The organism is Thiomicrospira sp. WB1 (genome assembly GCF_001507535.1).
Lineage (GTDB): Bacteria > Pseudomonadota > Gammaproteobacteria > Thiomicrospirales > Thiomicrospiraceae > Hydrogenovibrio.
Map to the genome: position 1 here is coordinate 184,833 of NZ_LQBN01000004.1, position 13,637 is coordinate 198,469.

11 protein-coding genes and 1 pseudogene are annotated in these 13,637 nt (G+C 56.5%); 11 read left to right on the forward strand and 1 reads right to left on the reverse strand.

Going from position 1 to position 13,637, the window contains the following annotated elements:
• Positions 1-98: 98 nt before the first annotated feature.
• A pseudogene (locus AVO41_RS10665) lies at positions 99-305 on the reverse strand (DUF3820 family protein); the annotation flags it as partial.
• A gap of 174 nt (positions 306-479) precedes the next feature.
• Here AVO41_RS10665 and metH point away from each other — a divergent pair.
• From metH to typA, 11 genes are all read left to right on the forward strand, one after another.
• Complete coding sequence (gene metH / locus AVO41_RS10180; RefSeq protein ID WP_068586591.1) at positions 480-4,241, forward strand: methionine synthase; 3,762 nt, start codon at positions 480-482, stop codon at positions 4,239-4,241.
• Positions 4,242-4,256: 15 nt separating this feature from the next.
• Positions 4,257-4,544, forward strand: a complete 288-nt coding sequence (locus AVO41_RS10185; RefSeq protein ID WP_068586594.1) for a hypothetical protein — start codon at positions 4,257-4,259, stop codon at positions 4,542-4,544.
• A gap of 154 nt (positions 4,545-4,698) precedes the next feature.
• Positions 4,699-5,637, forward strand: coding sequence for a metal ABC transporter solute-binding protein, Zn/Mn family (locus tag AVO41_RS10190; protein WP_082676744.1), 939 nt, complete (start codon positions 4,699-4,701; stop codon positions 5,635-5,637).
• Complete coding sequence (locus tag AVO41_RS10195) at positions 5,630-6,415, forward strand: metal ABC transporter ATP-binding protein (RefSeq protein ID WP_068586598.1); 786 nt, start codon at positions 5,630-5,632, stop codon at positions 6,413-6,415. Before AVO41_RS10190 ends, AVO41_RS10195 begins: the two co-directional genes overlap by 8 nt.
• A gap of 9 nt (positions 6,416-6,424) precedes the next feature.
• Positions 6,425-7,783 (forward strand): iron chelate uptake ABC transporter family permease subunit, encoded by a 1,359-nt coding sequence (locus AVO41_RS10200; protein ID WP_235584735.1) that lies wholly within the window; start codon positions 6,425-6,427, stop codon positions 7,781-7,783.
• Positions 7,780-8,715: a metal ABC transporter permease gene (locus AVO41_RS10205; RefSeq protein WP_068586605.1), complete on the forward strand. Its 936-nt coding sequence runs from the start codon at positions 7,780-7,782 to the stop codon at positions 8,713-8,715. Before AVO41_RS10200 ends, AVO41_RS10205 begins: the two co-directional genes overlap by 4 nt.
• Before the next feature lie 5 nt (positions 8,716-8,720).
• Positions 8,721-9,440, forward strand: a complete 720-nt coding sequence (locus tag AVO41_RS10210) for a metal-dependent transcriptional regulator (RefSeq protein ID WP_068586607.1) — start codon at positions 8,721-8,723, stop codon at positions 9,438-9,440.
• Positions 9,433-10,482 (forward strand): hypothetical protein, encoded by a 1,050-nt coding sequence (locus AVO41_RS10215; RefSeq protein WP_068586608.1) that lies wholly within the window; start codon positions 9,433-9,435, stop codon positions 10,480-10,482. The genes AVO41_RS10210 and AVO41_RS10215 overlap by 8 nt, the downstream gene beginning before the upstream one ends.
• Before the next feature lie 152 nt (positions 10,483-10,634).
• Entirely contained in the window at positions 10,635-11,123 is a 489-nt protein-coding gene (locus tag AVO41_RS10220; protein WP_068586611.1) for a YeeE/YedE thiosulfate transporter family protein, read from the forward strand.
• Positions 11,124-11,135: 12 nt separating this feature from the next.
• A complete protein-coding gene (locus AVO41_RS10225; RefSeq protein WP_068586612.1) occupies positions 11,136-11,648 on the forward strand; it encodes a DUF6691 family protein in 513 nt (170 codons plus the stop codon).
• Positions 11,649-11,808: 160 nt separating this feature from the next.
• On the forward strand, positions 11,809-13,635 hold the full coding sequence (typA, locus tag AVO41_RS10230) for a translational GTPase TypA (protein ID WP_068586614.1): 1,827 nt from the start codon (positions 11,809-11,811) through the stop codon (positions 13,633-13,635).
• The last annotated feature ends 2 nt before the right edge of the window (positions 13,636-13,637 follow it).

Here is a 13,637-nt window from a genome sequence, read left to right on the forward strand (position 1 = left end):
TAAAAAAATCACATTGTACCAAATCCGGTTTCACACCCCCGATTTTCACCAGGCCTGGTGGTTTTTAGTAGAGTACATCCTTTGTCACAAACGCTTAATTTTCTTAACGGATCAAGAAGATGCTTTAACCCATTGTGATCCAACTCGTGCATCAGAGCCAATAACTGCCCTAACTGACCAGACGGAAAACCCTCACGCGCAAACCAATTCAGGTAATGACCTGGCAAATCAGCAATCATTCGTCCCTTGTATTTTCCGTAAGGCATGGAGGTTGTAACGAGTTTCTTTAAGTTCTCTGGCTTCATTAGTTAAAAACAAATAAGTATTTTTTGATGTTTGGGTTCAGCTAATAACTGTAACACCCAAAAACCACCAGGCCTGGTGAAAAAGGCTTTTTGTGCGCCTCGATTTCACCCACACCCTTTATCGATTGGCCCTGTGCTAAAATAAAGGATTTCAATGATCCTTGAGTTTGTTTTATGGCCCCTTCTGACACCGCATTGACGCTAACTGAGTCTCAGCGCCAGGCTCGCTTGACCCGCATTGCCCAGCTACGTGAGCGATTGACCCAACGCATAGTGCGGCTGGACGGGGCCATGGGCACCATGATTCAGAACCTGAAGCTCAATGAATCCGAGTTCCGCGGCGAGCGATTTGCCGACTGGTCATGCGACATTCAGGGCAATAACGACCTTCTGGCGATGACCCAGCCGGATCTGATCGAGGACATTCACCGCCAGTTCATTGATGCCGGTGCCGACCTGATTGAAACCAACTCGTTTAACGCCACCACCATTGCTCAGGCCGATTACGAAATGGAGTCGATCGTCACCGATCTCAACATCGCGGCGGCGCAGGTGGCGCGCAAGGCTTGCGATGCCGCCAGCGAAAAAGACGGCGAACCGCGCTTTGTCGCCGGGGTGCTGGGACCGACCAACCGCACGGCCTCCATTTCGCCGGATGTGAACGACCCCGGCGCGCGCAATGTCACGTTTGATGAGCTGGTCGAGGCGTATGAGCAAGCCACCCGCGGATTGATCACGGGCGGGGCGGACGTCATTCTGATCGAAACCATTTTTGATACGCTGAACGCCAAGGCGGCAATTTTTGCGGTCAAGAACATCGAGACCGAACTGGGCGACGAAATTCCGATCATGCTCTCGGGCACCATCACCGATGCTTCCGGGCGCACCCTGTCGGGCCAGACCACCGAAGCGTTTTACAATGCCGTGGCCCACGCCAACCCTCTGTCGGTGGGCCTGAACTGTGCCCTGGGGCCGGAAGAGCTGCGCCGTTATGTGGGCGAACTCAGCCGCGTCTGTGAAGCCTATGTGTCGATCCACCCCAATGCGGGCCTGCCCAATGAATTCGGTGAATACGACGAAAGCCCCGAACAGATGGCGCACGAAATTGCGATCTGGGCGGAAAAAGGCTGGATCAACATCATCGGCGGCTGCTGCGGCACCACGCCTGACCACATCGCTGCCTTTACCCAGGCGATGAAAGACCACACCCCACGTGCCCTGCCCGAAATCGCCCCCGCCTGTCGTCTATCAGGGCTCGAGCCGCTTAACATTGACGAGGACAGCCTGTTTATCAATGTGGGCGAGCGCAACAACGTCACCGGTTCGGCCAAATTCAAGCGCCTGATCATCGAAGACAACTTTGATGAAGCCATCGACATCGCGGTCAAACAGGTGGAAGACGGCGCGCAGGTGATCGATGTCAACATGGACGAAGGCATGCTCGATGCCAAAGCCTGCATGGTCAAATTCCTCAACCTGTTGGCCAGTGAACCCGACGCTTCGCGCGTGCCGATTATGATCGACTCGTCCAAATGGGAAGTGATCGAGGCCGGACTCAAATGCATTCAGGGCAAAGGCATCGTCAACTCCATCTCGCTCAAGGAAGGCGAAGACGCCTTCATGAAACAAGCCAAGCTGGTTCGCGACTATGGCGCGGCGGCGATCATTATGGCGTTTGACGAAGACGGTCAGGCCGACACGCTCAAGCGCAAAATCGAAATCTGCGAACGCTCCTACCGCGTGCTGGTGGACAAGGTCGGCTTTCCGCCGCAGGACATCATTTTCGATCCCAATATTTTTGCCGTGGCCACCGGGATCGAAGAACACAACCGCTATGGCCTCGACTTTATTGAGGCAGTGCGCTGGATCAAACAGAACCTGCCTTACGCCAAGGTCTCCGGCGGTGTGTCCAATGTGTCCTTTTCCTTTCGTGGCAACAACCCGGTGCGTGAAGCGATTCACTCGGTGTTTCTGTACTATGCGATCAAAGAAGGCATGGACATGGGCATCGTCAACGCCGGACAGATGGCGATTTATGATGAAGTGCCGGTCAAACTGCGCGACGCGGTCGAAGACGTGGTCCTCAACAAAGATCCGGAAGCCGGCGAACGCCTGCTCGAAATCGCCGAAGAATACCGAGGCGATGGTCAGGCCGCCAGCAAGGAAACCGATATTGCCTGGCGCGAAAACACCGTGGAAAAACGCCTGGAACATGCGCTGATCAAAGGCATCACCGATTACATTGAAGACGACACCGAAGAGGCCTATCAAAAACTGGGCGCGCCGATCAATGTGATCGAAGGCCCGCTCATGGACGGCATGAACATCGTCGGCGACCTGTTCGGGTCGGGCAAAATGTTCCTGCCGCAGGTGGTCAAATCGGCGCGCGTGATGAAACGGGCCGTGGCCTATCTCGACCCTTACCTGCAGGCGGAAAAAGCCGAAGGCCAGGTCAAAGGCAAAATCGTGCTCGCCACCGTCAAGGGCGATGTGCACGACATCGGCAAAAACATCGTCGGCATCGTCTTGCAGTGCAACAACTTTGAGGTGATCGATCTGGGCGTCATGGTCCCGGCCGAAGACATTCTCGACGCCGCCGAAAAAGAAAACGCCAATGTGGTGGGCTTAAGCGGCCTGATCACGCCCTCACTGGAAGAAATGGTCAATGTCGCCAAACAGATGCAGGAGCGCGGCATGCAAGTGCCCCTGCTGATCGGCGGGGCCACCACCTCCAAAGCGCACACCGCGGTCAAAATCGAACCGCAGTACGACCATCCGGTGGTGTACGTCAAAGACGCCTCCCGCGCCGTGGGCGTGGCGCAAAGCCTGATTTCACATGACAAAAAAGCGGCGTTTGCCGACAAAATCCGCGCCGAATACGCCGAGGTGCGCGAAGCGCGCAAAGCCCGCGCCAAAGAGGTCAAGCGGGTATCGATCAAACAGGCGCGTCAGAATCCAGCCCTGAAAACACTGGACGACCAGGCCTGGTCAGATTTCACGCCGGTCAAGCCAAGCTTTTTGGGGGTCAAGGTACTGGAAGACTTCCCGCTGGAAACCCTGCTGGAACGGTTTGACTGGTCGCCCTTTTTCCAGGCCTGGGAATTGCACGGCAAATACCCCCGCATTCTGGACGACAAGGTCGTGGGCGAAGAAGCCAAAAAGGTCTTTGCCGATGCTCAGGCCATGCTCAAACAGATTATGAACGAAAAATGGCTCACCGCCAAAGCCGTCTATGGCTTTTACCCCGCCAACCGCGTGGGCGACGACATTGAGGTCTACACCGACGACACCCGCAGCGAAGTCTTGACCCGCTTTCATCATCTGCGCCAGCAGGCGGAGAAAAAGCGCGGCGGGGCCAACAACTGCCTGTCCGATTTCATCGCCCCCAAAGACAGCGGTGTGGCGGATTACATCGGGTTCTTTGCGGTCACCGCGGGCATCGGCATCGACGAGCATGTGGCCCGGTTCGAGGCCGCACACGACGACTACCATGCAATCATGCTCAAGGCACTGGCGGACCGCTTTGCCGAAGCCTTTGCCGAGGCCCTGCATGAACGGGTCCGTAAGCAGGATTGGGGCTATGCCCCGGATGAGACGCTGGACAACGATGACCTGATTCGCGAGCGGTATCAGGGCATTCGTCCGGCCGCGGGTTACCCGGCCTGCCCCGACCACACCGAAAAAGGCATCTTGTGGGATCTGTTGCAGCCGGATGAACGCATTGGGCTCGAGATCACCGAATCCTTTGCCATGACGCCGACCGCGGCCGTCTCCGGCACCTACTTTGCCCATCCCGACAGCCGCTACTTCGGCGTCGGGTCCATCGGTCGTGATCAGGTCGAAGACTATGCCGAGCGCAAAGGCTGGACCTTTGCCGAGACCGAAAAATGGCTGGCCCCGAACCTGGGCTATGACCCTGAAGATTTTGCCAATTAATCAAAAGCGACCCTCATGAAAAAACGTCTGCAACAACTCGCCGCGCCCATTTTGACACCACTGGAGCAGTCAGAGGGGGCCTACCATTACAGCCCGTCCCACCGCAAGGTCCTTAAAATCATGGGATTTTTGTTTGTGATACTCGGCGGTGTGGGACTTTATTTTTCCCTGCTTGCTGACATTCTGGCGGGCCTGTTTCCGGTGATTCTGTTTACCGGCATTGGCCTGCTGTGCCTGATTGTGGGCTATCTGGGCAGCGACAAAGCCGTGGCCAAACTCTGGCGCAATCGCCAGGAAAGCTAACCCGCCGCCTTCACCTTTGCCAGCCACTGCGTTTGCGCCAGTGCGCAACCGGTTGCAGTCGACTAAAAATTAGCCTAGACTAAACATTAAATTAGATCGTCCTACCGGGCGCACTCATGTTGTGCGCGCAATGAACGCAATGAGAGGTTGCCACATGCCCCGTTTCTCGACCCGTCTGCCGAACCTGACTCAACCGCTTGCCATCCTTGGCCTGATGCTGAGTGCTTTTCTGACCAGCCCTCTGGCTCAGGCCCAACTGAAAGTCACGGCCACAACGGGCATGATCGCTGATCTGGTGACAAACATTGCCCAAGACAACGCGCAGGTTCAGGCGCTGATGGGCGTGGGGGTGGACCCGCATCTTTACAAAGCGACTCAGGGCGACATTCGCAAACTCAGCCGGGCCGACATCATCTTTTACAACGGGCTGCACCTTGAAGGCAAAATGCAGCCCATTTTCGAAAAAATGAAACGCCGCCAGACCGTGGTCGCCGTCACCGAAGACCTGCCAGAAAAACACCTGATTCCCTACGATGCGCTGCATGATCCCCATGTCTGGTTTGATGTCAGCCTGTGGCAGATGGCCGCACAAAAAGTGGCGGCCACGCTTTCGGCCAAAGACCCGGCCAATGCCGACAGCTACCAGAAAAATTTGCGCATGTATCAACAACAACTGGCGCAACTGGACCAATGGGTGCGCGCCCAGATCGACGAGATTCCAGAAGGCAAACGGGTACTGATCACCGCACACGATGCCTTCGGCTATTTCGGCAAGGCATACGGTCTGGAAGTCATGGGGTTGCAGGGCATCAGCACGGCCGGTGAATTTGGCCTGCAGGACATTAAACACCTCAAGGACATCATTGTGGAACGCGATATTCAGGCGGTGTTTGTCGAAACCAGCGTCTCGCCCAAATTCATCCAATCCCTCGTCCAGGGGGTTCAGGCCGAAGGTAAAAACGTTCAGGTCGGGGGCGAACTCTATTCCGACGCCATGGGCGCCGAAGGCTCGGGCGCTGAAACGTATCTCAAGATGGTTCGCCACAATGTGCGCACCATCCGTGACGGACTGCTGGGAGCCATTCATGAGTAACCAACCGCCGCTCAAGGTCGATCAGCTTTCGATCCGTTACCACCACAAGCCGGTGCTCACGGATGTGAGTTTTGAAATCCCGCCCGGCCAAACCGTGGCCATTGTGGGCCCCAACGGCGCGGGCAAATCCTCCTTGCTCAAGGGCATTATGAACCTCACGCCCGCGATACAGGGCAAGGTGCAATTTTACGGTCGTACATTGGAGGAAAAACGCCTGACCACCGCCTATGTGCCTCAGCGCGAGGAAATCGACTGGGATTTTCCCATCAATGTGATGGATGTGGTGCTGATGGGGCGCCACGGCCAACTCAAATTCTGGCAGCGCCCCAGCCGATGCGACCGCCAGATTGCCGAGCAGGCGCTCAAGGACCTGAAAATGTGGGACTTCCGTGACCGCCAGATTGCTCAACTTTCCGGTGGGCAGCAACAACGCGTGTTTCTGGCGCGTGCGCTGGCGCAACAGGCCAGTCTTTACCTGATGGACGAGCCCTTTGCGGGGGTCGATGTGGCCACAGAAAAAACCATTATCGAGCTGTTCAAACAACTCAAAGCCAAAGGCAACACCGTGGTCTGCGTCCACCACGACCTCAACACCGTCGGCGAATACTTTGACCACGTGATTTTGATCAACGCACGTCTGATTGCCGCTGGCCCGGCGCACCAGGTTCTGACCCAGGCCAACCTCAACAAAACCTATGGCGGTCGCCTGTCCCTGCTCAACGACCTCACGGAGCAGATGTACCGCAGCCGCCTCGATAACGCTCACCCAGGCGACTAAGGCGCGATGATGAACGGTTTCGAACCTTACAATGACCCCGGCTTTTTGGCCCAGGCCTGGCAACAATTGGGGGTCTTCTGGTCCTTTGACGACATGAACGCCACCTGGGTGCTGGTCGGCAGCCTGCTGTTGGGCATGAGCGCCTCCGTGATCGGCGCCTTTGCGTTTCTACGCAAACGCTCCCTGCTGGGCGATGCGCTCGCGCATGCGGCCCTACCCGGTGTGATGATGGCGTTTTTGCTCAGCGGCAGTCGGGACGCGGAAATCATTTTTGCGGGGGCACTCGTCTCCAGTCTGCTCGGGTTCTGGCTGATCGACTGGCTCCCCAAAAACACCAAAATCAAACCCGATGCCGCGCTGGCCATCACCCTGTCATTTTTCTTTGCGCTGGGCCTGATGCTGCTCTCCTACATCCAAAACACCAGCCTGCCCGATAAAAGCGGACTGGATAAATTACTGTTCGGCCAGGCCGCCGCCATCACCTCAAACGACATTGACCTGCTGCTTTATGTCACCACCCTGGTCCTGGTGACGGTGGTGGTGTTTTTTCAGAAATTTCGGCTGATTGCCTTCAATCGTGTGTATGCGGAAACGCTGGGCGTGCCGGTACGCTTTTACGAAGTGGTGCTGGCCATTCTGATCGTGCTCTCAGTGGTGGTCGGTCTGCAACTGGTCGGGGTGGTGCTCATGGCCGCGATCCTGCTCACGCCGATTGCCGCCGCCCGTTTCTGGAGTCACCAGTTAAGCCACCTATTAACGCTGGCGGCTTTGTTTGGCGCTTTAAGTGCCTCGCTGGGCGCTCAGATTTCCTATGTCGCGCCCGCCATGCCCACAGGGCCCTGGATTGTGGTCAGTCTGTCGCTGTTGTTTTTTATCAGTTTCATTTTTGCCCCAAGACAGGGGCTGATCAAACGCTATCTGGACGACCGAGCGCTCAAACAACGCGTCATTCAGGAAAACATTCTGCGCACCCTCTACAAGCTGCTCGAGCGCTCGCACTTTCAGCGCAACGGCTTCAGTCTGGCTGAGATCACCGAACTGCGCTCAATGTCAGGTACGGAACTGAGAAACCGCCTGGCAGAAATGGTTCGCCGAGGCTGGGTGAAACAGAACCGACAACAATACGCCCTGAGCGAAAAAGGCCTTTTGAAAGCGGTGAAACTGACCCGACGTCACCGTTTATGGGAAAGCTATCTGAGTCAGCACGCCGACATGACCTCGGATCAGGTGCATCAACAGGCAGAGCGCATCGAGCATATTCTCAACCGGGAACAGGAAGAGCAGATCGTGGCCGAGCTGATGGAACACTTTGACCCCCATGGCGCGCCCATTCCCGGCTTGTCGGACAATCAGGGGCACCCTTCATGAGCACGCTGTTTCAATCATTCAACCTGTCTGACTGGGTATTGGATCTGTGGATACTGGCCACCGCCAGTCTGGTAGCGGCCGCGTGTGCCCTGGTCGGAGTGTTTCTGATTCTACGCCGTCAGGCCCTGATGGGCGATGCCATCTCACATTCCGTCCTGCTGGGCATTGTGCTGGCGTATCTGATCTCCGGCACCAACGCTTTATGGGTGATGCTCCTGGGTGCGGTGATCATCGGTCTGGTCACCGCCTGGCTGTCCGAAACCCTGCATAAAGTCAGCCGGTTACAGAGTGATGCCAGCATCGGCATTGTCTTTACCCTGTTTTTTTCCATCGGGGTGATTCTGGTATCGCTCTACACCGGTCAAATCGATCTGGATCAGGAGTGCGTCCTTTATGGGGAAATTGCCTTTGTGCCGTTTGACACTGTGATCTGGGGCGACATGGAAACCGGCACCGACCTCGGGCCGCGCGCATTCTGGCTGATTCTGATTGTCTTTGCGGTCGTTTTGATCAGCCTGCTGGTCGGGTTTGAACGCTTGAAAACCGTCACCTTTCACCCGAGTCTGGCGGTGTCGCTGGGGATCAACATTACCTTTTGGCATTATTTTCTGATGACACTGGTGTCCATGACCACCGTCGCCTCGTTTGACGCCGTCGGCGCCATCCTGGTGGTGGCCTTGCTGATCATCCCGGCTGCCACGGCCTACTTGCTGGCCCGCTCTTTGAAAACCATGCTGTGGTTGGCCGTCGCCTATTCTCAAATGGCTGTCTGGCTGGGCTACGCCATCGCCTTCTGGCTCAACAGCGCCATTGCCGCTGCCATTGCGGTCAGCGCCGGATTACTGATGGGACTCACCCTTGTGTTGATACAGCTGAGCAAACAGTACCATAAACGGACTCATGCACATCCATTGCGTCAGATCAAGGATTAACCCTTATGCCTCGCCCCTCTGCCACAGTCAAAACAGCCCCGTCTCGCGCGTGGGAAGATTACCTGAAAATCATTTATAAGCTGGAAAGCCTCACTCCGGCGAACAAAGGCGTGCAGACCAAAGACCTGGCCGAGCGACTGGCGGTCTCCAAAGCATCGGTGACCAACATGCTTAAAAAACTGGCCGAGGAAGCTCTGATTCAGCACGAACCCTATTACGGCGTCAGACTCACCGATTCAGGCCGGAAAATTGCCATGAAGATGATCCGCAACCACCGCATTCTGGAAAGTTACCTGGTGGCCCGCCTGGGCTACTCCTGGGATGAAGTGGACGAAGAGGCCGAGACCCTCGAGCACTTTCTGTCAGACAAACTGGTGGACCGGATGTGGAATGATCTGGGCCAGCCCACGCATGACCCCCACGGCTCTCCGATTCCGGATGTGGATGGTCATATTGAAAACAAGCCGCTGCCGGCTTTGTCTCATCTGGAACACAATACACCGGTGCGGGTTGCACGCATCAAAAACCGTTCGCCCGAAGAACTGCGTTATCTGGCGTCGATCGGTCTGCATCTTGGCAGTCGTATCGTGGTCAAAAACCAGGCGCCATTTAATGGTCCCCTGCTGATCGAAATCGACGGCGCGCAACTGCATGCTCTGGATCATCGCATGGGACTGGCCATTCACGTCACCCCCGCCCACGAGGCCGATTCACCGCATGTCTGAGCAAACATTGCATGCATCGCTCTTAACCGAAACGGCGCATCTATTGCCCCTGATTCGCCGGGATGCCCCAGTCGCGGAACAGCAGGGCCATCTGACCGAGGCGGTTTTGCAGGCGCTCTATCAACTCGACCTGTTTCGGCTCTTCGTCTCGCCGCGTTATCAGGGACTCGGTGCCGATCTGCCCACCTCTCTGAATGTGTTCGAGCTTATCGCCTCAGCCGACGGAGCCACCGGCTGGTTGGTGATGATCGGTGCCGGAGGTGGGCTCTTTTCCGGCTTTTTACCCGCCGAGACGGCGGCGTCGATCTTTCAATCCAATCGTTCGGTGATTGCCGGGTCGGGCATGGCCGGTGGCACCGCAATACCGATCCGAAACGGCTATCGGATCAGCGGCCGCTGGCCCTACGCCAGCGGGGCTTACCACGCCACCACCTTTACCGCCAACTGCACCCAGGGGGCGGACAAACCACTGCTGTCCGTGGCCATGCCTGCCGAGGCCGTCATCCGACACGACACCTGGCGCGCCATCGGCCTTCAGGCCACCGGCAGCCACGACTTCAGTGTGAACAACCTTTCGATCCCGGCTCAGGCGACCTTTTCGCTGGAAGCGACCCCCTATCTGAATGAACCGATTTATCATTGCCCGCTGGACACACTGGCGCATGCATCGTTTCTCAGTGTGGCGCTGGGGCTTGTCAAATCGGCCCTGAACGCGTTTGAACAATCTTTTTCCTTGTTGCCTTCCGACCCGCGCTACCAGGCCTGGGTAGACGTTCATACCCACTGGCAGACCAACCGAAAGGCGTTTTATCATCAGGTGGAAAAACTCTGGCACAGCCTGACCACGCAGCAAGGACTGACGCCAACCGACCGCTTCCTTTTTTACCAGGCCTGCCTGGTCTGGCTGGAAGACGGCCTGACAGGGGTGGATCAGTTAAAACGGCATGCGGGCATGATGGCGATTCGCCCCGATTCCGACTTCGGGCGGGCCTGGCGCGACCTGCAGACCCTCAGCCAGCATGCCCTGCTGGCACCGCGCTGACCCCATAGCAGAGCCATCGTGATCTTCGTTAAATTAAATGCTCTGATACCCCATAATATTATTTTATGGTTAGACAAAAAAGCTCTTTTTGCAGTCGTGACCACGGCCTTTTAAAATAAGTTTTCATTCACCGAATTAAATAAGAAACGCGTATGGAAGTCATTGTCTGGAGCGCCTGGTTGGCCGGGCTGGCCATTGGGTTGTTCGTGATATTTCATTTCTGGCTGATGGGCAAACCCGCTGGCTGCTCGACCGGCTACGGCAACATCTGTGGTCTGGTCTGTCAGCGTGTGCCTTATTTCCGCCAGGGAGAATACCGCCACCTGAACAACGCCAAGCTCTGGTTCCTGCTCGGCATTCCGCTGGGCGGGCTGCTCAGTGCGCTGAGTTCCCCCGAGCCCTGGCATTTCAGCTTCAGCATGGGCATGTACGATGACATCCTGCCACAAACCTACGCCGGCAAGGCCATCTGGCTGGTGTTCGGCGGGGCGTTGCTCGGATTTGGCGCGCGACTGGCAGGCGCCTGCACCACCGGTCATGCCCTGGTCGGCGGTGCCATGCTCAACCCGCCGAGCCTATTGGCAGGCGTGATTTTCTTTTTGAGCGCTTTTTTCACCACCCATCTGCTGTTCGGCACCTGAGGAGGCAGACCCATGTACGAAGAGTCTTTGTTCAAACGCTGTCGCAATACACTGGTGTCGGGGTTTTTTGTCTACCGAACCCAGATATTTGGCTTACTGACCGGCATTCTGTTTGGCTTTCTGATGAGCCGGGCCGGCGCCACCACCTATGACTACCACGCCAAGATGTTCCTGTTCGAAGACTTTCAGTTGATGATTGTCATCGTCACCGCTGTGATCATTGCCATGCTCGGGGTCTGGCTGCTGAAAAAAACCCACATTCATGCGGTCGCCACTGGTGAAGAAGTGGATTTTGTCAAAAAACCCTACCAGAAAGGCCTGATGATTGGCGCCGCCCTGTTCGGTGTCGGCTGGGGCATGACCGCCTCCTGTCCCGGCACGATTCCGGCCATGATCGGCGAAGGCAAAATCGCCGGTTTGTTTGCCCTGGCGGGCATTCTGATCGGGACCATGGCTTACGGCATTCTGCAAAGCCATCTTCAGCTGGCCAAACAACAGGCAAGCCGCTCAACGGATGCCAATTAATCCGGTCTTAACGGCCTCGTTTTGCCGTTGAAACGCGCAACGAGGCACCGCTCCTTTCTCTTCTAAGCACTTGTGATCCAACAAAAAATCCGGGGTTTCACCAAAAAGGCGGCAGGGTTTCTGTATAATACGCCCTTTTTGAAACACCCAGAGAGATTCCATGAAGACCGATCACATTCGTAACATCGCCATTATTGCCCACGTTGACCACGGCAAAACCACCCTGGTTGACCAGCTACTGCGCCAATCGGGCACCTTTGATGAAGTGCGCAAAGACATGGGTGATCGGGTCATGGACTCCAATGATCTGGAAAAGGAACGTGGGATCACGATCCTTTCCAAAAACACCGCCGTCAACTGGCATGATTTCCGCATCAACATCGTTGACACCCCGGGCCACGCCGACTTTGGTGGTGAGGTGGAGCGTATTTTGTCCATGGTGGACTCGGTACTGCTGCTGGTCGATTCCGTGGAAGGTCCCATGCCTCAGACACGCTTTGTGACCGAAAAGGCCCTGCAACAAGGGCTCAAGCCGATTGTGGTCATCAACAAAATCGACCGTCCCGGTGCCCGTCCGGACTGGGTACTGGATCAGACCTTTGATCTGTTTGACCGTTTGGGTGCCACCGACGAACAGATGGATTTTGACGTCATCTACGCTTCGGGCCTCAACGGTTTTGCCGGTCTGGAAGACGACGTGCGCGATGGCGACATGGAACCGATCTTCAAAATCATTACTGAAAATGTTCCGGCGCCGGACGTGGACATTGCCGGTCCTTTCCAGCTGCAGTGTATTTCTCTGGATTACGACACCTATAAGGGCGTCATCGGCACTGGCCGTATCAAACGCGGCGCGGTGGAAGCCGGTATGAGCCTGACCATCATCGGGGCCGACGGCAAAGAGCGCAAAGGCAAAATCGCCGAGCTGTTTGGCTACCACGGGCTGGATCGTGTCAGCGTGGACGAAGCCCATGCCGGTGACATCGTCGCCTTCACCGGGCTGGACCCGCTCAATATCTCCGACACGCTGTGCGATCCCAATCATGTGGAAGCGCTGCCGCCACTGACGGTGGATGAACCCACGGTAAGCATGACCTTCCAGGTGAATGACTCGCCGTTTGTCGGCCAGGACGGCAAATTGCTGACCTCACGTCAGATTCGCGAGCGTCTCGACAAAGAACTGCTCACCAACGTGGCGCTGCGCGTGGAAGAAACCGAAGACGCCAACAAATTCCGAGTGTCCGGACGTGGTGAACTGCACCTGTCTGTATTGATCGAAAACATGCGCCGCGAAGGCTATGAAATGGCGATTTCGCGTCCGGAAGTAATTTTCCGCGAAATCGACGGTGAGCGTTGCGAACCCTATGAAAACCTGACCGTAGACATTCCGGAAGAAGCGCAAGGCTCGATCATGGAAAAACTGGGCGAGCGCAAAGGCGAAATGCAGGACATGGTCCCGGACGGTCACGGTCGCGTACGCATCGATTTCATCATCCCATCCCGCGGCCTGATCGGCTTCCGTACCGAATTCATGACCGCCACCCAGGGGCATGGTCTGATCTTCTCCAGCTTCTCGCACTATGGCCCAACCTTCAGTGGCGACATCGGCGAGCGCAACAACGGCGTATTGATCGCCAATGCTCAGGGCAAGGCACTGGCGTTTGCGCTGTTCAACCTGCAGGACCGTGGCAAGCTGTTCATCGGTCACGGCGAAGACGTGTACGAAGGCATGGTCATTGGTCTGCACAGCCGCAGCAATGACCTGACGGTCAATGCCCTGAAAGGCAAACAGCTGACCAACGTGCGGGCCGCGGGCACCGACGAAGCGCTGACACTGGTTCCACCTCAGCGCTTTACGCTGGAACAGGCGCTGGAATTCATCGACGACGATGAACTGGTGGAAGTCACCCCACAGCACATCCGCATTCGTAAGAAACACCTGACCGAAAACGAGCGCAAACGCGCCGGGCGCAGCAAAAAGGGCTGATC

Bases quoted from the DNA above. Each gene is read 5' to 3' on its own strand.
- metH (WP_068586591.1), top strand. From the start codon at position 480: ATGGCCCCTTCTGACACCGCATTGACGCTAACTGAGTCTCAGCGCCAG.
- typA (WP_068586614.1), top strand. From the start codon at position 11,809: ATGAAGACCGATCACATTCGTAACATCGCCATTATTGCCCACGTTGAC.
- AVO41_RS10205 (WP_068586605.1), top strand. From the start codon at position 7,780: ATGAGCACGCTGTTTCAATCATTCAACCTGTCTGACTGGGTATTGGAT.
- AVO41_RS10210 (WP_068586607.1), top strand. From the start codon at position 8,721: ATGCCTCGCCCCTCTGCCACAGTCAAAACAGCCCCGTCTCGCGCGTGG.
- AVO41_RS10200 (WP_235584735.1), top strand. From the start codon at position 6,425: ATGAACGGTTTCGAACCTTACAATGACCCCGGCTTTTTGGCCCAGGCC.
- AVO41_RS10195 (WP_068586598.1), top strand. From the start codon at position 5,630: ATGAGTAACCAACCGCCGCTCAAGGTCGATCAGCTTTCGATCCGTTAC.
- AVO41_RS10190 (WP_082676744.1), top strand. From the start codon at position 4,699: ATGCCCCGTTTCTCGACCCGTCTGCCGAACCTGACTCAACCGCTTGCC.
- AVO41_RS10185 (WP_068586594.1), top strand. From the start codon at position 4,257: ATGAAAAAACGTCTGCAACAACTCGCCGCGCCCATTTTGACACCACTG.
- AVO41_RS10225 (WP_068586612.1), top strand. From the start codon at position 11,136: ATGTACGAAGAGTCTTTGTTCAAACGCTGTCGCAATACACTGGTGTCG.
- AVO41_RS10220 (WP_068586611.1), top strand. From the start codon at position 10,635: ATGGAAGTCATTGTCTGGAGCGCCTGGTTGGCCGGGCTGGCCATTGGG.
- AVO41_RS10215 (WP_068586608.1), top strand. From the start codon at position 9,433: ATGTCTGAGCAAACATTGCATGCATCGCTCTTAACCGAAACGGCGCAT.